This window comes from Enterovibrio paralichthyis (genome assembly GCF_019209835.1).
Lineage (GTDB): Bacteria > Pseudomonadota > Gammaproteobacteria > Enterobacterales > Vibrionaceae > Enterovibrio > Enterovibrio paralichthyis.
The window spans coordinates 172,226-191,192 of record NZ_JAHUTS010000005.1 but is presented as its reverse complement, the minus strand read 5'-3'; the positions used below and the strand labels follow the sequence as shown (position 1 = coordinate 191,192).

Below are 18,967 nucleotides of genomic sequence, written 5' to 3'. Positions count from 1 at the left end.
CTCGCTATGACAAACGTGACTGTCGACGAGATACCGGCTCAGACTTCAATGCCAAAAGCGCATTGGGGGGGGCTGGTGTTTTTGGTATTTGTCATTCTGGCGTTGGTGTGGTCGCTGCTTCGTGTTTTGTCCTGGATGGGCGATGAAAGGCAGTTGCCGCTTTCCCAAATTATTGTACAGGGTGAGCTGACGCATCTTACCGCCACAGAAGTCCGGGACTCCGTGCTCAAGCTGGGCGGCTTACAGAGTTTCATGCTGCAGGATGTGGATAACATCCATGGAGCAATTTCAGCGCTGCCTTGGGTTGCTAATGTGGCAGTCCGTAAGCAGTGGCCAGACACTATTAAGGTGAATGTGACTGAATACCAGCCACAGGCAGTCTGGAATGGATCTTTGCTACTGGATACCGAAGGGGTGGTATTTCACGCCAGCCCGGAAGAAGTCAGCAATCTGGGACTGGTATCGCTTCATGGCCCGGAAGGCAGTGAAAAAGAAGTGCTGGATGCGTGGCGGGATATGCGACGGATACTGGCACCCACAGAATTACAAATCGCCGCACTGGCGTTGAATGAGCGTCGATCCTGGCGCGTGGTCACCCGGGACGGTATCCGTATCGAGTTGGGCCGGGAATCGCGGGATGAGCGTCTGAGACGCTTTGTGGATCTGTTTGACGAAATCAAAGCAACAGGTCGGGCGATGCAATACGTAGATTTGCGCTATGACACCGGTGCTGCCGTGGGTTGGAAAGCCCCGGAAGACGGTGAGGAAGAGAACTGAGAGTGGTTGGAATGAAACAAACAACTGACAGACCACTGATTGTTGGCTTGGATATCGGAACGTCAAAAGTCTCGGTACTGATCAGTGAACTTTTGCCAGACGGCGCGATCAATGTGCTGGGCGTGGGCTCGACCCCGTCACAAGGCATGGATAAAGGTGGCGTAAACGACCTTGAGTCAGTGGTGAAATCAGTACAACGTGCCGTTGATGGCGCAGAACTGATGTCTGACTGCAAGATCAATGCGGTATACCTTTCCCTGTCAGGTAAGCACATCCACTGCCAGACTGAGCGTGGTATGGGACCTATCTCCGACGAAGAAGTCACCCAAGACGACGTCGATATGGTTATCCATACTGCGAAATCGGTAAAAATCAGCGATGAACAACGTGTGCTGCACGTTATTCCGCAAGAATACAAAATCGACTACCAGGAAGGGATTAAAAACCCGGTCGGGTTGTCCGGTGTGCGTATGGAAGCCAGCGTACACCTCATCACCTGCCACAACGACACGGCGCGCAACATCGAAAAAGCCGTTGAACGCTGTGGACTTAAGGTGGATCAGTTAATTTTCTCTGGTTTGGCGTCAAGCCATGCGGTGATCACGCCAGATGAGAGAGAGTTGGGTGTTTGCGTCGTCGATATCGGCGGCGGCACCATGGACATTGCCGTGTGGACAGGTGGCGCTTTGCGTCACGCAGCAGTCATTCCATACGCGGGCAATGTCATCACCAGTGATATCGCTTATGCCTTCGGTACCCCATTGAGCGACGCCGAGAAAATCAAAGTGAAGCACGGGTGTGCGTTAAGCGAACTGGTAAATAAAGATGCCAAGGTCAATGTTCCCAGCGTAGGTGGGCGCCCCTCGCGCAGCCTTCAGCGTCAAACATTGGCTGAAGTCATTGAGCCACGTTGCAGTGAGCTACTGGGATTAGTCCAAAACGAACTGGAACGTGTGCAGGAGCGACTGCGGGCGCAGGGTGTGAAACACCAGCTGGCGGCGGGGATTGTCCTGACCGGTGGCGCTGCGCAGATGCAAGGCCTGGTGGAGTGTGCTGAGCGCGTATTCCAGAATCAGGTCCGCATTGGTCTTCCGTATGGTGTCACCGGGCTTACTGACTATGTCAATGCGCCCTACCATGCGACAGCGGTCGGACTTTTGCATTATGGCAAAGAAAATCTATTGAACGAATCGAGCGAGCCAGAGCCTAAACGAACTGTATCAGGCATGTTCAGTAAGCTTAGTGGCTGGCTTAAGAAAGAATTTTAAACCTGATGCGAACAGGAAATACGGAGAGAACACATGTTTGAACCGACTATGGAAATGTCCAATGACGCGGTAATCAAAGTCGTTGGTGTTGGTGGCGGCGGTGGTAACGCAGTTGAACACATGGTACGCGAGTCAATTGAAGGTGTGGAATTCATCACCATCAACACTGACGCGCAGGCATTGCGTAAAACAGCGGTAAGCACTGTTATTCAGATTGGCGGTGATATCACTAAAGGTCTGGGAGCGGGTGCAAACCCACAAGTTGGCCGTGAATCTGCGATGGAAGATCGCGAAGCCATTAAAGCTGAGCTCGAAGGTGCCGATATGGTATTTATCGCAGCGGGTATGGGCGGTGGTACAGGTACTGGTGCAGCACCGGTTATCGCTGAAGTGGCAAAAGAGCTGGGTATTCTTACCGTTGCTGTTGTCACTAAACCATTCAGCTTTGAAGGTAAAAAGCGTATGGCGTTTGCGGAGCAGGGTATCGAGGAGCTTTCTAAGCACGTCGACTCGCTAATCACAATCCCGAACGAGAAACTGCTGAAAGTGCTTGGTCGCGGTATTACGCTGCTGGACGCTTTCGCAAAAGCGAACGATGTGCTGCGTAATGCGGTACAGGGTATTGCTGAGCTGATCACTCGCCCAGGCCTGATTAACGTCGACTTTGCGGACGTGCGTACCGTGATGTCGGAAATGGGTCACGCTATGATGGGTAGTGGTGTCGCAACCGGTGAAGATCGTGCTGAAGAAGCGGCTGAAATGGCAATTTCTAGCCCGCTGTTGGAAGACATCGATCTGGCGGGAGCGCGCGGTGTTCTCGTAAATATTACAGCTGGCTTTGATATGCGACTGGATGAATTCGAGACTGTGGGTAACACTGTAAAAGCGTTTGCCTCAGATAACGCGACTGTCGTTATTGGTTCGTCGATGGATCCAGAGATGAGTGACGAGCTGCGTGTTACCGTTGTTGCTACAGGTATCGGTAATGAGCGTAAGCCAGATATCACTTTGGTTCCTGGTTCGCAAAAACCAGCACCGGTGGAAAACAAGGCACAACCTTTGCAAGAAGCTACTAAAGCGGCAACGGCTGTCACGGGCACACGTCCTGCAGAAGCACCTGTACAACCACAGACTTCAAACGTTGCCCCTAAGCCTAAGCAAGATCAAGACTATCTGGATATTCCTGCGTTCTTGCGTAAGCAGGCAGATTAATTTTCCAGTGCTTGGTTTGTGTACAGCGGCGTGATATCATGCTGCGCGTTTTGCCCTATTGTGACACCGTAATGGGTGATTTGGGGCGCAAAAACATTGATTCAGTTGGGAATGGCAGATGATTAGACAAAGAACATTAAAAACTATTGTTCAAACGACCGGGGTGGGTTTGCACTCTGGGCGTAAAGTCACGCTGATCCTGCGCCCGGCTGCAGCTAACACTGGCGTGATTTATCGCCGTACTGACCTGAATCCACCGGTAGACTTTCCGGCGGATCCGGCGTCTGTACGTGACACCATGCTGTGTACTGCACTGGTCAACGATGAAGGCGTACGTATCTCTACTGTCGAGCACCTTAATGCGGCGCTGGCGGGTATGGGTATTGATAACGTCATTATCGAAGTCGACGCACCGGAAATTCCAATTATGGACGGCAGCGCAAGCCCGTTCATTTATCTGCTGCAATCTGCGGGGATTGAAACCCTTAATGCACCAAAACGCTTTGTGCGCATTAAGAAACCTGTTCGCATCGAAGATGGCGACAAATGGGCAGAGCTGTTGCCGTATGACGGCTTCCGCCTAGACTTTGCCATTGACTTCAATCACCCGGCAATTGAGTCAGAGCACCAGAATCTGGTGTTGGATTTCTCTTCACAGTCGTTTATCAAAGATATCAGCCGCGCACGTACTTTTGGTTTCATGCGTGATATCGAATACCTTCAGTCACGTAACCTGTGTCTGGGTGGTAGCTTCGACTGTGCCATCGTTTTGGATGACTATCGCATCCTGAACGAAGAAGGCCTGCGTTTCGACAACGAATTGGTTAAGCACAAAGTGCTTGATGCTATCGGTGACCTGTACATGTGCGGTCACAATATCATTGGTGAAATGCGTGCGTATAAATCCGGCCATGCACTGAACAACCAACTGCTGCGTGCGGTTCTGGCAGATCAGGAAGCATGGGAATGGGCAACGTTCGAAAACGAACAAACCCTGCCGGTCACTTTTGCCCAGCCAGGTATGGTATTGGCCTGATACACAAACAAATGAAAAACCGGAGCATGCTCCGGTTTTTTTGTGCCTGAAATTCGGCAAAGAGTGAAAGGAGAAACAAAGTCTCAGTTGTCCTTTGCCAAGGCCGCTATGGCTTCCAAGCGCTTCTTCACACTGTCTGGAGCACCTTGCGCAATGGCTTCCAAATACTGTGCGGCGGTCGAGCTTAAATGGCGCGCAGGTTTTGGGGCGACTTCTTCCTTCTCTTCGGCTTGTGCTTTGGCAAGGGCAGGGTTGACCTTGATTTCAATTGTCATCAGCGAAGGCAGCGGGCCGCGTCTTAGCGCACTGAGGAGCGTCTGGCGATCGTAATTAAGCCTAGTCGCCCAAGAAGATGACCCACACTCTAGGATCAAAATGCCATCGCGGTAATTGGCAACCCGGCACTGTGCGGCAGATTGCGGTGGCAGCAGCGCCTGAACTTGTTGGTTTAGCTGGGAGAGCGCCATTGCACGTTGGCGGATTTGACCGGAAAGGCTGTTTTCCAGTAAATCCAAAGCGGCTTGAGGTCGATGATCGCGCATATGATTTTTGCCCTTGAATACTCTGTGTAAGAGTACCAATTCCTCCGCACAATCACCACGGACACCCTAAAATTCGCTTTGTGGCGAGGAAAACAGACGCTGGATATGCACTAAAGCTGGGCAGAAAATGCACTAAAATGGCCTCAGTCAATGAACGGGTTCTAATTTTTTGGTTACCATGCCTGCTCAGGCTTGATTAGCGGTGGGATGCGTGAGGGTTATGCCTTATCATAATCAGCCATAGCGCACAGTCGTGTGAATAACTGATTCTCTGGCCTTGAAATTATTCGCTTCAGGCACAAGATCAAAGCAACACATCAAATCGCTAATTCTTCCGAAAGAATTTTTGGCAGAGGGAATTTGCTGATACCTCTCTGCTGCGCAGTATCCAGGCTTTGGCCAAGACGCTAAAGCGAAAAATATGAGAGAAACGGCAAAGCCATGTTATCGAAATTAATTACCAAAGTGATCGGAAGCCGCAATGACCGCACTCTGCGTCGCCTGCGCAAAATCGTAAATGAGATCAACAGCCTCGAGCCAAAGTTTGAAGCGCTGAGCGATGAAGAGCTGAAAGCCAAAACGGCTGAATACCGTGCGCGTATCGAGCAGGGTGAATCGCTCGACACTATTCTTCCTGAAGCGTTTGCAACCGTGCGTGAAGCTTCAAAACGTGTTTATGGCATGCGTCATTTCGACGTGCAGCTGATCGGCGGTATGGTACTGAACAACGGCCAAATCGCAGAGATGCGTACCGGTGAAGGTAAAACCCTGACCGCTACCTTGCCAGCTTACCTGCATGCGTTGACCCGTAAGGGCGTTCACGTAGTAACGGTGAACGACTACCTGGCCAAGCGTGACGCCGAAACCAACCGTCCTCTTTTTGAATTCCTGGACATGACCGTTGGCGTGAACGTGCCAAACATGAATCCTCAGGACAAAAAAGCCGCTTATCAGGCGGATATCCTTTACGGAACCAACAACGAATTCGGTTTCGACTACCTGCGCGACAACATGGCATTCCGCCCGGAAGACCGTGTCCAGCGTGAGCGCTACTTCGCTGTGGTGGATGAGGTGGACTCCATCCTTATCGATGAAGCCCGTACGCCTCTGATCATTTCAGGTCCAGCGGAAGACAGCTCGGACATGTACACCCGCATTAATGCGTTGATCCCACAACTGGTACGTCAGGATAAAGAAGACAGCGAAGAGTACCGCGGTGACGGTCACTTCACCGTTGACGAGAAGTCCAAGCAAGCTCACCTGACCGAAACCGGACAGGAGTTTGTGGAAGAGTTGCTGAAGAAAAATGGCCTGATGGAAGAGCACGATACCCTGTACTCTCCAACGAACATCACGCTGCTTCACCATATCAACGCAGCGCTTCGTGCCCATGTACTGTTTGAAAAAGACGTCGATTACATCGTGAAAGACGGTGAAGTGATCATCGTTGATGAGCACACCGGCCGTACCATGCCGGGGCGCCGTTGGTCTGAAGGTCTGCACCAGGCAGTGGAAGCCAAAGAAGGCGTGAAGATCCAGAACGAGAACCAGACACTGGCATCGATCACCTTCCAGAACTACTTCCGTTTGTATGATCGCCTGTCAGGCATGACAGGTACGGCAGATACCGAAGCATTCGAATTCCAGTCAATCTATGGCTTGGAAACCGTGGTTATCCCAACCAACAAACCCATGGTCCGTGATGATATGGCGGATCAGGTTTACATGACCGAGCGCGAAAAATTCAATGCCATCATTGAAGACATCAAATCGCGCAGCGAGAAAGGCCAGCCATCACTGGTGGGTACCGTTTCTATCGAGAAGTCTGAGCTGCTTTCCAATGCGCTGAAAAAAGCCGGTGTGAAACACTCGGTACTAAACGCCAAATTCCACGCCCATGAAGCAGATATCGTTGCTCAGGCTGGTGCGCCGGGCGCAGTGACCATCGCGACTAACATGGCGGGTCGTGGTACTGACATCGTGTTGGGCGGCAGCTGGCAGGAAGAGATTGCCAAGCTGGAAAACCCAACTGACGATCAAATCGCAGAGATCAAAGCGAAGTGGCGTGAGCGCCACGAAGCGGTGAAAGCGGCAGGTGGTCTGCACATCATCGGTACTGAGCGTCACGAATCACGTCGTATCGACAACCAGCTGCGTGGCCGTTCAGGCCGTCAGGGTGACCCGGGTTCAAGCCGTTTCTACCTGTCTATGGAAGACTCACTGATGCGTATTTTTGCGTCAGAGCGCGTGTCTAACATGATGAAGAAACTGGGTATGGAAGAAGGCGAAGCTATCGAACACCCATGGGTCAATAAGGCGATTGAAAACGCACAGCGCAAAGTAGAAGGCCGCAACTTCGATATCCGTAAACAACTGCTGGAATTCGATGATGTTGCCAACGACCAGCGTAAAGTGGTGTACGAGCTGCGTGACGAGCTGATGGACAGCAGTGATATCAGCGACATGATTGAACAAAACCGTGACGATGTGGTTGCTGCGGTGATTGATCAGTATATTCCGCCACAATCTCTGGAAGAAATGTGGGATGTGGAAGGCCTGGAAAACCGCCTGAAAGCGGATTTCGATGCAGACCTGCCATTGCGTGAATGGCTGGAAGCTGACGACAAGCTGTATGAAGAGCAACTGCGTGAACGCATCCTGAACCACATCATTGATGTGTATAAGTCGAAAGAAGCGGCTGTGGGTGCTGACACCCTGCGCAACTTCGAAAAAGCGGTCATGCTGCAAACGCTGGATACCTTGTGGAAAGAGCACCTGGCAGCGATGGACCACCTGCGTCAGGGTATTCACCTGCGTGGCTACGCACAAAAGAACCCGAAACAGGAATACAAGCGCGAATCGTTTGAACTGTTTGAGGATATGCTGGAAGCGCTGAAGTCGGACGTGATCATGACCCTGAGCAAGGTGCGTGTTCAGCAGCCGGAAGAAGTAGACCGCATGGAAGAGCAGCGTCGCGCGTTGGCTGAAGAAGCTGCGCGTCGTCAGCAGATGAACCATGCTGAAGCAGAGAACCAGCTGGGCGATGGTCATGAACACGCTTCTGAAACTGTCGTGCGTGACGGCCGTAAAGTTGGCCGTAACGAGCCTTGCCCTTGTGGTTCTGGCAAGAAATTCAAGCAGTGCCACGGTAAGATCGACTGATCACCGGCACTCCGGAAAAAGGCCGCTTAGCGGCCTTTTTTATGCATAAGAGAATCAAACGCGATGAACAAAAAACACATTCATATCGCTGCCGGGATCATTTTGAATCAAGACGGTAGCGAGATTTTTATCACCCAGCGTCTGGCCAAATCACACAAAGGCGGCTTCTGGGAATTTGCCGGTGGCAAGGTAGAGCTGGGTGAGTCAGCGCTAGAAGCGACGATCCGAGAGCTTCACGAGGAAGTCGGTATTGAAGCGACAGAACTGGAACATTTCATTTCCTTGTCCCACGAGTATCCGGAAAAAGCGCTGTCGTTCGATTTTTATCTGGTGAAAAGCTTTAACGGTGAGCCGTTTGGCAAAGAGGGGCAACCGGGGAATTGGGTACCTATTTGTGAGCTAGGGAACTACACCTTCCCTGAAGCAAACGACCCGGTGTTAGCGAAAATCAGAGAAGTATTGCTGTAACAGCGGAATCTTGAGTAGAGATTAGAGATAAAAGCAGATAGAAGATAAGAGCAGATAGAAGATAAGAGAAATAGCAGACAGAAGATAAGAGAAAAAAGTGGGAAGAAGATAAGAGACAAGGAGTGGCATTGCGTGGTGAATGGCTAAAACTCGTCTCTCGTCTCTCGTCTTATTGGTCTTCCGACCAGCCGTCGCTGTCTGACATATCCGGTGCGCCGGCAATGCGCTTCTCTTCATCTGCCCATTCGCCCAGATCGATCAGCTGGCATTTTTTGCTGCAAAATGGACGGTATGGGCTTACCTCTCCCCAAACAACCGGCATTCCGCACTGTGGGCAATTTACGATGGTTGGATTATCTTGACTCACTGAAACCTCTCAAAAACTAACAAACCGCCAGAGACAGTGACATATTTTCAGGTACTGGCTGATTTTCATCAAATGGCATAAAGCGAATGGCAATACGGGATTTATGTCCCGACACCAAAGGAAAGACGTTGTACTCCGGTGAAACCTTCAAACGAAGCAGGTTGGCACTTTCCACGTCTTGTTGGTAAAAGCCGTTAACGACATCGCATTGCTGCATCACCGCACTGCCACGGGTTAAGCGGAGCCAAAAGCTGAGCGCATCATCGAGCGCTGCCAGGGGCTTTCGCCATTGTTCTGCATTGGACTGTCGGTGCGCCAGCGGCAAGTTCAGCCAAAAGTGAAGGGCTGGCAAGTCAAAACTGCAAGTGCCTCCCGGAATGGAAAAGCGCTGGCGGATAGAAGACAGGAATTTATCTTCACGCAATGACTGACCCAGCCTTGGCGCTTGCAGCAGTCTTTGTTGCAACTGTCTGCTTTCGAGTAGCAATGCATTGAGCTGCTGGGTATCTACCTGAGGCACATCCAGCCATGCTGAAAGTTTGGTGCGCTGCTTTTCCAGATCTTTGACCAGATCACCTTTCACCTGAACCTGTTCAAGGATTTCTACCAGTTCAAACAGGTTGCGGAAAAAGTTCCGCCACTGCACATCATCGTTGAACGACATTGAATGGGTCAGCTGATCAAGCAAAAACTCCAGACGCAGGTAGACGCGAACCTGCTCATTCAACGGGTGTTCGTATAGCGTCTCACTGTTCATTGTCACTCTCGATCGATTGGGTTGCCATGGCCAAATAACGGCGGTGCAGCAACTCAACGTCTTTGTTCAGTGCTGCGCTGTCACCTTCGTTGAGGATAACATCATCAGCCACTGAAAGTCTTTGGGCGCGGGTTGCCTGAGAGGCAAGAATGTTCCTGACCTGCTGCTCAGACACGTCATCACGCCGGGTGGTGCGCGCTATCTGGGTTTCTTCTCTGACATCGACAACCAAAACGCGCTGGCAAAGTGCGTTAAGCTTGTTTTCGACCAGCAGAGGAATAACCAGCAGGCAGTATGTTGAGGTTGTCTGTTGGGTTTGGGCAATCATCTGTTCACGGATCATAGGGTGCAGCAGGCTGTTCAGCCAAAGCTTGTCATCCGGATTAGAGAAGATTCTTTCCCGCAAAACTGCGCGGTTGAGTGTGCCATCAGCAGAAAGTACTTCGTTGCCAAACTTGGCAATGATAGCTCTAAGGCCTTCAGAGCCGGGCGCGACCACTTCTCGGGCGATAATATCCGCATCAACAATGTCGATGCCTTTTTCCGCAAACAGGTTGGCTACCGTGGTTTTACCGCTACCGATACCCCCGGTGATGCCTACAACAAACGTCATTTAGAACCCCAGATAGGACGTCAGATACCAGTCAATGATCTTATTGCCCCAGAGCAAACAGATCCAGCCTGCCATCGCAAGATAAGGTCCAAATGAGAACGGTGTGTCTTTTCCTGAGTTGTTAACCCGCATCATGATGATGCCGCCAAGTGCGCCGGCAAAAGAAGCCAGAAGGACAAGAAGCGGTATGGGTTGCCAGCCCAGCCAGGCGCCCAGCGCGGCGAGCAGTTTGAAGTCGCCATAGCCCATGCCTTCTTTGCCAGTGATGACTTTAAATACCTGGAATACGCTCCACAGCGACAGGTATCCCACCATGGCACCAATGACAGACTGCTCGAGTGTAAGGGGGGAGATGCCAACCAGGGCCAGTAATATACCTGCCCACATCAGTGGCAGTGTCATCTGATCCGGCAGCAGCATGGTATCTAGGTCGATAAAGCAAAGGGCGATCAACACAAAGGTCGCACCAATAACTGCCAGCGACCAGTAGCCGGAAAGCACATACGCGACACTGCCAGCCATGAATGCTGTCAGCAGTTCAATGATCGGGTAACGGGCACTGATTTTGGTTTCACAGTTACGGCATTTACCGCGAAGCAGCAGCCAACTGACAACGGGAATATTGTCGTAAGCCTTTACGGGCTCCAGGCATGATGGGCAGTGGGACGCCGGTAGGCTCAAGTTGAATCGCTCACGTTTTTCCGGCGCTGCTATTTCGTCCGGGAAACATTCATGGCATTCCACCCGCCATTGGTATTCCATCATTTTTGGGTAGCGGTAGATCACGACGTTGAGAAAGCTGCCCACAATCAAACCAAACAGTGATGCCAGAAAAAGGTAGAGACCCGGAGAGTCAAAAAGCCATTCCATGTGAAAATCCTGTAATTTCGTTGCAGGTATAATAACGAGTTGCGCCGCTGTGCTCCATGCACAATGAAGCAGTTAGCGGCGCACATTCCTTTTAAGGCGAAGAACTATCCCATTACACTCATCAGGTTAAACATCGGCAGGTACATAGCGACAACCAAAGAGCCAATCAACAAGCCCAGCACGACGATAATCATGGGCTCTAAAATCTTGCCAAGGTTATCGACGGTGTTGTCTACGTCTGCTTCATATATCCCTGCGACTTTGTTCAGCATGTCATCCAACGCACCGGACTCTTCGCCGATCATCACCATCTGGATCATCATGTCGGGGAACTGTCCGGTTTCCCGGATGGAATGATGAAGCGGACGGCCACCGGCGGTTTGTTTGTGTACCTCCTCAATGACCGCTTTGTAGTGGGTATTGTTGGCCGTTTTGCCTGCTGCAGAGAGGCCGCTTAACAGGGGAATACCGGCGTTGAAGGTAGTCGCCAGTGTGCGTGTAAAGCGGGCAATCGTGGCTTTGGTCAATACATCACCGACCACAGGAATATGAAGTGAGTAGTGACTGACCTTACGGCGAAAGCTGTAGCTTTTATCAATGCTCGCTTTGAAAATCAAAATGCCAAGGAAAACGGCCAACAGCATGTAAAGGCCGTAGTGCTGCACTGCATCAGACACGTTCAGCACTTTCTGGGTAAACCAGGGCAGTTCAGCGCCAAAGGAGCTGAAAACATCCTTAAATGTGGGGATGACAAAAATCAGCATACCTATTGTGACTGCAAGAGCAACGGTGCAGACAATAGTCGGGTAGATCATCGCTTTGATCACTTTGGAGCGAGTCGCTTCGCTTTTTTCACGGTACACACAGATACGGGCGAAGATTTGCTCAAGGCGACCGGTTTGTTCGCCGGTTGCCACCAAATCACAGTAGAACTGATCAAACATATGGGAACTTGCTTTCATCGCCTGTGCCAGAGAAGAGCCCGCTTCGATATGGCTGTATATCTGCGAGGCAATCCATTTCATTTCTGCTTTCTTGGCGCTGGATTTGAGCAGCTGGAGCGTTTCCCCCAGGGGCACGCCAGCTTCCAGCATGGTGGCCATCTGGCGCGTAAACAGGGTAATGTCTTTTTCTGTCGCTGCATTGCGGCGCTTAACCCAGGAAGAGGGCGAGCGTTTTTTTATCTTTTCGAGGCGTATTTTCTGCTCATTCAGTGTCTGGCGTGCTTCCTGCTCTGAATACGCCAGTGTATGGCCTTTTACTTTTTTGCCTTTTACTGTGGTGCCACGCCACTGATAGGAAGAGAGCTTGTTCTTATTGGTTTTAGCAGCCATAAAATTTCCTTTTACAGACTGATCACACGCTGTAATTCAGCGAGGCTGGTGATGCCTTCGTTCAGTTTTTCAATACCGGAAAGTTGAAGGGTTAACATGCCACTGCCCATGGCAAGGGTTTCAAGGCGCATTGCTGCCGCGCCGTTGCCAATTGCTTCTGCAAGTTCACGGTCGATGGGCATCACTTCGTAGATACCCACGCGCCCCAGATAACCGTGATTACAATGGTCACACCCCTCAGACGAAGATTTAAAAACCTGGTCGGTTTTCAGCGAAGGGTAGTGGGTGGTCAGCGCCGCAAGGTGCGGGTCATCGCTTGGATGTGGCACTTTGCAGTGCGGGCAAAGACGGCGCGCCAGACGTTGGGCGATAATCAAGCGCAGTGATGCAGCCAGGTTGTAGGGGGCGACCCCCATGTTTGCCAGACGGGTGATGCTTTCTGCCGCCGAATTAGTGTGCAGGGTAGACAGCACGAGGTGGCCAGTCTGGGCGGCTTTGATTCCGATTTCAGCGGTTTCCAAATCCCGGATCTCACCTACCATGACTACATCCGGATCCTGACGTAAAAAAGCCCGTAGCGCTTTGGCAAAATCGAGTCCGATATCGTTGTTGATGTTGACCTGATTAATGCCGGGCAGGTTGATCTCCACCGGATCTTCAGCGGTGGAAATATTGCGCTCGGCAGTATTGAGGTATTTCAGGCCAGTATACAGTGAAACGGTTTTACCGCTCCCTGTTGGGCCTGTCATTAAAATCATCCCTTGGGGTCTATCAAGGGCTTCGAGGTAGTCTTTTTTCTGTTTTTCGTTATAGCCCAGGGCGTCGATATCCAGCGCAACGCTGCCACCATCCAATATCCGCAGCACCACCTTTTCGCCCCACAAGGTAGGCAGGGTAGACACCCGCATATCGATGGCTTTGTTTTCGGAAAGGTTTAGCTTAATCCGACCATCCTGCGGCAAACGGCGTTCGGCAATATTGAGCTTGGAAATGATTTTCAGCCGAGTAGACAAGCGGCGTGAAATACCCGCCGGTGGCGTGCTGTGGGTTTGCAGGATGCCGTCTAGACGAAATCGGATTTGATAGCTCTGCTCAAACGGTTCGAAATGAATATCTGACGCCTGCTTGCGAACGGCTTCTAACAGCACCTGCTGGATATAGCGGCTGACTGGTGCATCGTCTGAAAAAAGCTCATCGCTGGCTAAGATTTCTTCGTTGGTGTTGCCAAGTGCTTCCAGCTCTGAATCTGTAACATTAACAGTGCGTATGTTTTCAGTGACGTTTTTCCCGTATAGGCGGCGTATCGCCCCCTCAATTTGGTCCACTTCCAGCAATACCGGCACAATCGAATACCCGGTAGCGAACTGGAAATCATCCTGAATGTCGATGCGGGTGGGATCGCTGATACCGAGAAACAACTGGTTATTGCGAAGCTCAAGGGGAAGCGTCTGGGACGAAAGCACCAAATCCTGTTGATTAATAAAGGCGTTAGTTTTTTCCCAGGGGTATTGCTTGATATGTCTTAACGGCTCACCGAACAGTTCGGCAATGATTTTTGCCAGATCAGCGCTGGTAAATATATTCAGGGCAAGCAAAGCCGAAGGGACATTAATCCCGTCGGCTTTAGTTTTTAGAACGACCTCTTGCTCTTGCGCCGGAGAAATAAATTTAGCCTGGCACAAAGCTGCAGCAAGATTTGTCTGCATTGTTATTAATTACAACCTTTTACTTCAACACCGGTAATACCAGCGCTCATGGCACAGCCCCATACAACATTGGTTCTTGTGTAAGTGATAGTCTCATCGGGGAATGAAACGTTCTTACCCATAGTGAACACTAAGCTGTTGTCAGTGCCTGCAGTTATTACTCCAAGCTCTCCAACAGCGTATCCAGTGGCAGGAGCATTTAGACCACCGGCTGTATCTGCTGCAGTTATAAATGTTTTTAGGGTGTTAGTAGTTTTTTCTGATAGATGTTCTTCTGCTTTTGTCAGAAGTGTTTTAACGGAAGCCACTGCTGCTGCTACGTCAGATTGGCGTTTGTATTCTGAATAAGCGGGAACAGCAATCGCCGTTAGCGCACCAATAATCCCAACTACAATCAGCAGTTCAATTAAACTAAAACCCTTTTGTTTTTTCATATCCATTCTCTCCAGAAGTTTTTGCCAACATGGCTTGAAAGTGGCACTAAGATACGACCGATAATCCAATGAAAATAGTGGATAAAATTGGAGTTTCGAGGGGTTAATCGTCATTTGTGTAATTGATATGAATGACAGTTACATTGATTGTGAGTGAAGCAAAAAAAAATGCAGACTTATTGTCTGCATTTGCTGTAGTGAAATTTGTTATTTGGTCTTATTTTGCAACTTATTTCAGGCGCATGGAAAGGTCCATCGCTTTAATATGTTTGGTCAGCGCACCGACGGAAATAAAATCCACACCGGTTTCGGCATATTCGCGCAGTGTATCCAAGGTAACATTGCCGGAAACTTCCAAAGCAACGCGACCTTGGTTCAGTTCCACCGCTTCGCGCATCATGTCAGTGGTGAAGTTATCCAGCATGACGATATCTGCACCGGCATCAATCGCCTGTTGCAGTTCTTCCAAGGATTCTGTTTCCACTTCAACCGGTTTGCCGGGGTTAAGGCGCTTGGCGGTGTCTACCGCGGCCTGAATGCCGCCACAGGCGATAATGTGGTTTTCCTTGATTAGGTAGGCGTCGTAAACGCCAATACGGTGGTTATAGCCACCGCCACAGGAGACGGCATACTTCAGCGCGTTGCGAAGGCCGGGAATGGTTTTGCGGGTATCCAGCAGGCGGGTTTTTGTGCCCGCCAGTTTTTCCACATAGCGTGCGGTTTCAGTGGCGCAGCCTGACAAGGTCTGGATAAAGTTCATCGCATTGCGCTCACCGGTCAACAGGGTTCGCGCAGGGCCTTTCAGTTCACACAACACCTGATTGGGTGACACCTTATCGCCATCTTCAACCTGCCAGTGAATGGCCACCACATCGCCCAGTTGGCGGAAGACTTCATTCGCAAAAGCGCGGCCACAGAATACCCCTGCTTCACGGGTAATAATGGTCGCTTCTGCCAAGGTTTCAGCTGGAATAAGCGACGCTGTGATATCGCTGGACGCATCCAGTGTGCCGCCTAAATCCTCTTTCAGGGTGCGGGAAACGCTCTCTTTTATGTCTTCGCCCAGCAGTTCCTGCAGGCGTTGGCGGCGCTCTTCGGCGTTATGAACACCGCTTGAAGATGAAGTCATAAGGGAAAATCCATTCACATGATCCAAAGTTGCTGACAATGATACCGTTGTCGTAACAGAAAGCTAACCCTTCTACGCGCATTTCTAAAGTGGCAAAAGGCATCTACCGATTGGGTTGGGCTGGCTGGCGGCGTGTCAGGTTCGGCTTTGAAAAAACAGTTAAAACTGCGCTCTGTGAAAAGTTAGATATTTCGGACTATGCTTGTCTTAATTACAAGACAAGGTGTGCAATGAAAGTATCTGTTCGCGCTGTTTCTGCTTTGGTCGCGGTGACCGGTATCTTGCTGGTGGTATTGTTTGTGCCATCAAAGAGCACGTCGTGGCCGGAGATACGTATTGCGGTATCAGAAACACCGCTGTCAGCCCCTTTGATCATTGCGAGTAGCAATGGGTATTTCCAAAAGCATGACCTTAAGATCAAACTGATCAAAGCGCGCGGTGGCGTCAACTGCATGCAGATGCTGCTGAACGATGAAGTTGACCTGGCAACCACGTCTGACTCCGTGGTGATGTTTACCCGCTTTGAACGGGACGACTTTGGTGTGCTGACCAGTTTTGCTGAGTCTGACAACGACGTGAAAATTCTGACCCTTGCTGCCTCGCCGGATTCTACGTCTCCTGCTTTGGAAAATGGAACGGCAGGGGTTGTCATAGACAGTGCCAGCGAGTTTTTCCTTGATGCCTATATGGCAATGGAAGGTATGAACACGCGAGGGATAGAAAAACGTGGCTATCAGCCCCACAAACTGGGCGAGGCGTTGCTTCGCAAAGAGGTGGACTACATAGCCGTGTGGGAGCCCTACAGCTACATGTTGTCGCGTGATTACCCTGACAGGGTATTCAGCTATGAAACCCGCGGTATCAATAACCTCCACTTCCTGCTCAGCCACAGAACAGATGAAAACGGCGAGAGCACCATTGACAGGGAAGTGAGCGTCAGGGTTATTGATGCATTGGAGGAGGCAAACCGTTTTATCAGCCTTTATCCGGGAAAGGCCAAAAAACTGGTGGCAGATTTTCTCTCCATGCCGGAGGCGCAACTGGCGTATCTCTGGTCTGATTACACTTTCCGGCTGACCATCAGTGATGCGATGTTCCTCAGTCTGACCATGCAGGCGAACTGGGCGATCGGCTCAGGAAAAACATCCCGGGCAGAACCGCCGGATTTCCGGGACTTGTTTGCGTCATCTCCCCTGCTTCCCCATGTGCCTGCTAATCAGGCATCCCAGTAAGGAAAGCAGATGAAACTGAACCGATTACTCACCGCACTGGTCGCCTGCAGTTTGCTTCTTTCAGCAACCATTCTCGTGCTTCAGTTGTTTCAAAAGCAGGCGCAGGATGAAGCACGCGCCCAACTCAATTACATCATGACTGTGCAGGGCTCGATTGATGTGCTCCGAAGCCGTCTGTGGCTGTTGCAACGCTACAACGATGAAACGTCACTAAAAGAGAGTCAGCGCGCCAGCGCCCGAATGAAAGACACGCTGGATACCTCTGTGTCTGCTGACGCCTCTCAAGGGGCGATATCCAACCTGCAACACATGCAGCGCGCAGTAGACAGATTGTTGGTCCTCAGCCAGAAAAACATTTCCCAGCCCAATGACATTTCCATGGATTCCAGCCAGAGTCTGGTGACATCGCGCATCAATATGTTGCTTCTCTCCATGTCTGAAGAGGTTCTGGTTTTGCACCAGCGGGTGCAGGCGCATGTGAATGAAGTGCAGGCCAAGCTTTCGATGAGTTCGGGAATTGCTTTGGCGTTATTGTCATTAAGTGTCACCGCCTTAATGTTGGTGTTCCGCCACCGCTTTAAAGGTGGGCTGGCATCCCTGATAGAAAGTATCCGCAAAGTGCGACAGGGGGAGTTAGTCGGACTGGTTGAGGCAAAGTATGACGATGAACTGCAGTTGATCGCTGACGAATTGTCAGACATGAAATTTAAGCTGAATGAGACCATGGTGTCCCGCGATGGGTTACAGCGTGAGGTGGATAAACAAACCCGCCAGCTTAAAGAGCAACACGACACCCTGAGAAGACTGGCTAACACTGACAGCCTTACCGGACTGCTGAACCGCCGCGCCTTTGATATCCAGGTGAAAAGTGCCATGGCTCGGGCAAGACGGACAGGCACACATGCCGCCCTGCTGTTTATCGACCTCAATGACTTTAAAGCCATCAATGATACTTATGGTCATGAAGCGGGTGATATGTTGCTAACAACTGTCTCTGAGCGGCTGACGGAAAGTGTCCGGGAAACCGACTTGGTCGCGCGTCTTGGTGGTGATGAGTTTATCGTCTGGCTGGATCTGCTTGATGAAGACATAAATGTCGACATTGCCGTGGCACGAATCGTCCAGAATATTGATAAACCCATTACCCTGAGAGGGGATACCCTTCGTGTGAAACTGAGTATCGGTGTCGCACTGTACCCTAATCACAGTGAAAACTTTGACGGCCTGATGAAGCTGGCGGACGAGTCTATGTACAAAGCCAAGTCGATGAAAAACCAGCAGCACATGACGGTGCATATTTCCCATGAAATCTGATGGTATAAGCCTTCAGGTTGTTGGGCCGGAGAACCTGGTTTACCATCTGCTGCAGTAGCTGGAATATTTGACCCGAGCGTAACCACGTGTTTGAAATTTGTGCCCAAGGTTGGCTGAAACAAGCCAGACACTGCCCCTCACCACACTTCAATGAAAGACCTGTTGATGCAGATATTTCGCTGCTGGTGGTTCATAACATCAGCTTGCCGCCCGGTGAGTTTGGTGGTCCTTACATTGAGCAGTTCTTTCAGGGGCAACTGACCTCAAAAGCCCACCCATTTTTTGATGAAATCCGTAATATGCAGGTCTCGGCCCACTGTCTGGTTAAACGCACGGGAGAGGTGGTGCAGTTTGTCTCTTTCAACCAGCGGGCATGGCATGCCGGGGTGTCTTCCTTTGAAGGCCGAGAGCAGTGCAATGACTTTTCTATTGGCATTGAACTGGAAGGAACCGATGACTTGCCGTACACCGATGCCCAATACCAGACACTGGTTGCGGTTACCCATGCCATTATGTCGACATACCCCAATATTACCCCCGCCCGCGTAACCGGCCATGAGCATATTGCGCCCGGACGTAAAACCGATCCCGGTTCGTCTTTTTGCTGGAACAGACTGAAAGCAGAACTTTGACTAGGGTTGTCAGAGAAGCATTGTTAAAACTCTCTGACAATTTCGATGACAAGTTGCAACGCTAACGAGATCCGGCACACGGAAATTTTACCGTAAGCCAATATATTGGTCAGA

Annotated in this window: 18 protein-coding genes; 9 read left to right on the top strand and 9 right to left on the bottom strand. The window is 50.7% G+C overall.

Translation table 11 applies throughout. The features are described 5' to 3' along the window. Nucleotides 1-6 precede the first annotated feature (6 nt). From KU854_RS08490 to lpxC, 4 genes are all read left to right on the top strand, one after another. Nucleotides 7-777 carry a cell division protein FtsQ/DivIB gene (locus tag KU854_RS08490; RefSeq protein WP_218358018.1) on the top strand — a complete coding sequence of 257 codons (771 nt, stop codon included), beginning with the start codon at nucleotides 7-9 and terminating at the stop codon, nucleotides 775-777. An 11-nt stretch (nucleotides 778-788) separates the two neighbouring features. Next, complete coding sequence (ftsA, locus tag KU854_RS08485; RefSeq protein WP_054779442.1) at nucleotides 789-2,045, top strand: cell division protein FtsA; 1,257 nt, start codon at nucleotides 789-791, stop codon at nucleotides 2,043-2,045. 33 nt (nucleotides 2,046-2,078) lie between these two features. After that, nucleotides 2,079-3,257 carry a cell division protein FtsZ gene (gene ftsZ, locus KU854_RS08480; RefSeq protein ID WP_218358016.1) on the top strand — a complete coding sequence of 393 codons (1,179 nt, stop codon included), beginning with the start codon at nucleotides 2,079-2,081 and terminating at the stop codon, nucleotides 3,255-3,257. Between the two features lie 118 nt (nucleotides 3,258-3,375). Beyond that, complete coding sequence (gene lpxC / locus KU854_RS08475; RefSeq protein WP_054779411.1) at nucleotides 3,376-4,293, top strand: UDP-3-O-acyl-N-acetylglucosamine deacetylase; 918 nt, start codon at nucleotides 3,376-3,378, stop codon at nucleotides 4,291-4,293. A gap of 83 nt (nucleotides 4,294-4,376) precedes the next feature. Here the strand turns inward: lpxC and KU854_RS08470 are convergent, their stop codons facing one another. Then, a complete protein-coding gene (locus KU854_RS08470) occupies nucleotides 4,377-4,835 on the bottom strand; it encodes a DUF721 domain-containing protein (protein WP_218358015.1) in 459 nt (152 codons plus the stop codon). Between the two features lie 441 nt (nucleotides 4,836-5,276). On the opposite strand from KU854_RS08470, the gene secA reads away from it, so the two are divergent. Both secA and mutT read left to right on the top strand, forming a co-directional pair. Beyond that, nucleotides 5,277-7,997 carry a preprotein translocase subunit SecA gene (secA, locus tag KU854_RS08465; protein ID WP_218358014.1) on the top strand — a complete coding sequence of 907 codons (2,721 nt, stop codon included), beginning with the start codon at nucleotides 5,277-5,279 and terminating at the stop codon, nucleotides 7,995-7,997. Nucleotides 7,998-8,060: 63 nt separating this feature from the next. Beyond that, complete coding sequence (mutT, locus tag KU854_RS08460) at nucleotides 8,061-8,465, top strand: 8-oxo-dGTP diphosphatase MutT (protein ID WP_218358013.1); 405 nt, start codon at nucleotides 8,061-8,063, stop codon at nucleotides 8,463-8,465. Nucleotides 8,466-8,634: 169 nt separating this feature from the next. Here the strand turns inward: mutT and yacG are convergent, their stop codons facing one another. The 8 genes from yacG to nadC form a co-directional block, all read right to left on the bottom strand. After that, nucleotides 8,635-8,832 carry a DNA gyrase inhibitor YacG gene (gene yacG / locus KU854_RS08455; RefSeq protein ID WP_054779414.1) on the bottom strand — a complete coding sequence of 66 codons (198 nt, stop codon included), beginning with the start codon at nucleotides 8,830-8,832 and terminating at the stop codon, nucleotides 8,635-8,637. 16 nt (nucleotides 8,833-8,848) lie between these two features. Beyond that, the gene (gene zapD, locus KU854_RS08450) at nucleotides 8,849-9,589 is read right to left on the bottom strand and encodes a cell division protein ZapD (protein WP_218358012.1); all 741 of its coding nucleotides are present in this window, start codon (nucleotides 9,587-9,589) and stop codon (nucleotides 8,849-8,851) included. Further along, the gene (coaE, locus tag KU854_RS08445) at nucleotides 9,579-10,202 is read right to left on the bottom strand and encodes a dephospho-CoA kinase (protein WP_218358011.1); all 624 of its coding nucleotides are present in this window, start codon (nucleotides 10,200-10,202) and stop codon (nucleotides 9,579-9,581) included. The genes zapD and coaE overlap by 11 nt, the downstream gene beginning before the upstream one ends. After that, nucleotides 10,203-11,072 (bottom strand): prepilin peptidase, encoded by an 870-nt coding sequence (locus KU854_RS08440; protein ID WP_218358010.1) that lies wholly within the window; start codon nucleotides 11,070-11,072, stop codon nucleotides 10,203-10,205. 104 nt (nucleotides 11,073-11,176) lie between these two features. Beyond that, complete coding sequence (locus tag KU854_RS08435; RefSeq protein ID WP_218358009.1) at nucleotides 11,177-12,406, bottom strand: type II secretion system F family protein; 1,230 nt, start codon at nucleotides 12,404-12,406, stop codon at nucleotides 11,177-11,179. A gap of 11 nt (nucleotides 12,407-12,417) precedes the next feature. Next, nucleotides 12,418-14,112, bottom strand: coding sequence for a type IV-A pilus assembly ATPase PilB (pilB, locus tag KU854_RS08430; RefSeq protein ID WP_218358008.1), 1,695 nt, complete (start codon nucleotides 14,110-14,112; stop codon nucleotides 12,418-12,420). A 5-nt stretch (nucleotides 14,113-14,117) separates the two neighbouring features. Continuing rightward, a complete protein-coding gene (locus KU854_RS08425) occupies nucleotides 14,118-14,546 on the bottom strand; it encodes a pilin (protein WP_218358006.1) in 429 nt (142 codons plus the stop codon). 229 nt (nucleotides 14,547-14,775) lie between these two features. After that, complete coding sequence (gene nadC / locus KU854_RS08420; RefSeq protein WP_218358005.1) at nucleotides 14,776-15,675, bottom strand: carboxylating nicotinate-nucleotide diphosphorylase; 900 nt, start codon at nucleotides 15,673-15,675, stop codon at nucleotides 14,776-14,778. Nucleotides 15,676-15,905: 230 nt separating this feature from the next. On the opposite strand from nadC, the gene KU854_RS08415 reads away from it, so the two are divergent. The 3 genes from KU854_RS08415 (at nucleotide 15,906) to ampD (ending at nucleotide 18,853) form a co-directional block, all read left to right on the top strand. After that, nucleotides 15,906-16,907, top strand: a complete 1,002-nt coding sequence (locus tag KU854_RS08415) for an ABC transporter substrate-binding protein (RefSeq protein ID WP_218358004.1) — start codon at nucleotides 15,906-15,908, stop codon at nucleotides 16,905-16,907. 9 nt (nucleotides 16,908-16,916) lie between these two features. Further along, nucleotides 16,917-18,221, top strand: a complete 1,305-nt coding sequence (locus KU854_RS08410) for a GGDEF domain-containing protein (protein ID WP_218358002.1) — start codon at nucleotides 16,917-16,919, stop codon at nucleotides 18,219-18,221. Between the two features lie 86 nt (nucleotides 18,222-18,307). Continuing rightward, nucleotides 18,308-18,853 (top strand): 1,6-anhydro-N-acetylmuramyl-L-alanine amidase AmpD, encoded by a 546-nt coding sequence (gene ampD, locus KU854_RS08405; RefSeq protein WP_336245235.1) that lies wholly within the window; start codon nucleotides 18,308-18,310, stop codon nucleotides 18,851-18,853. Nucleotides 18,854-18,967: the final 114 nt, after the last annotated feature.

Excerpts from the sequence above, each read along its gene's own strand:
- mutT (WP_218358013.1), top strand. The coding sequence starts at position 8,061 with ATGAACAAAAAACACATTCATATCGCTGCCGGGATCATTTTGAATCAA.
- KU854_RS08415 (WP_218358004.1), top strand. The coding sequence starts at position 15,906 with ATGAAAGTATCTGTTCGCGCTGTTTCTGCTTTGGTCGCGGTGACCGGT.
- KU854_RS08470 (WP_218358015.1), bottom strand. The coding sequence starts at position 4,835 with ATGCGCGATCATCGACCTCAAGCCGCTTTGGATTTACTGGAAAACAGC.
- KU854_RS08410 (WP_218358002.1), top strand. The coding sequence starts at position 16,917 with ATGAAACTGAACCGATTACTCACCGCACTGGTCGCCTGCAGTTTGCTT.
- KU854_RS08435 (WP_218358009.1), bottom strand. The coding sequence starts at position 12,406 with ATGGCTGCTAAAACCAATAAGAACAAGCTCTCTTCCTATCAGTGGCGT.
- KU854_RS08490 (WP_218358018.1), top strand. The coding sequence starts at position 7 with ATGACAAACGTGACTGTCGACGAGATACCGGCTCAGACTTCAATGCCA.
- ftsZ (WP_218358016.1), top strand. The coding sequence starts at position 2,079 with ATGTTTGAACCGACTATGGAAATGTCCAATGACGCGGTAATCAAAGTC.
- pilB (WP_218358008.1), bottom strand. The coding sequence starts at position 14,112 with ATGCAGACAAATCTTGCTGCAGCTTTGTGCCAGGCTAAATTTATTTCT.
- coaE (WP_218358011.1), bottom strand. The coding sequence starts at position 10,202 with ATGACGTTTGTTGTAGGCATCACCGGGGGTATCGGTAGCGGTAAAACC.
- lpxC (WP_054779411.1), top strand. The coding sequence starts at position 3,376 with ATGATTAGACAAAGAACATTAAAAACTATTGTTCAAACGACCGGGGTG.
- KU854_RS08440 (WP_218358010.1), bottom strand. The coding sequence starts at position 11,072 with ATGGAATGGCTTTTTGACTCTCCGGGTCTCTACCTTTTTCTGGCATCA.
- KU854_RS08425 (WP_218358006.1), bottom strand. The coding sequence starts at position 14,546 with ATGAAAAAACAAAAGGGTTTTAGTTTAATTGAACTGCTGATTGTAGTT.
- secA (WP_218358014.1), top strand. The coding sequence starts at position 5,277 with ATGTTATCGAAATTAATTACCAAAGTGATCGGAAGCCGCAATGACCGC.
- zapD (WP_218358012.1), bottom strand. The coding sequence starts at position 9,589 with ATGAACAGTGAGACGCTATACGAACACCCGTTGAATGAGCAGGTTCGC.
- nadC (WP_218358005.1), bottom strand. The coding sequence starts at position 15,675 with ATGACTTCATCTTCAAGCGGTGTTCATAACGCCGAAGAGCGCCGCCAA.
- ftsA (WP_054779442.1), top strand. The coding sequence starts at position 789 with ATGAAACAAACAACTGACAGACCACTGATTGTTGGCTTGGATATCGGA.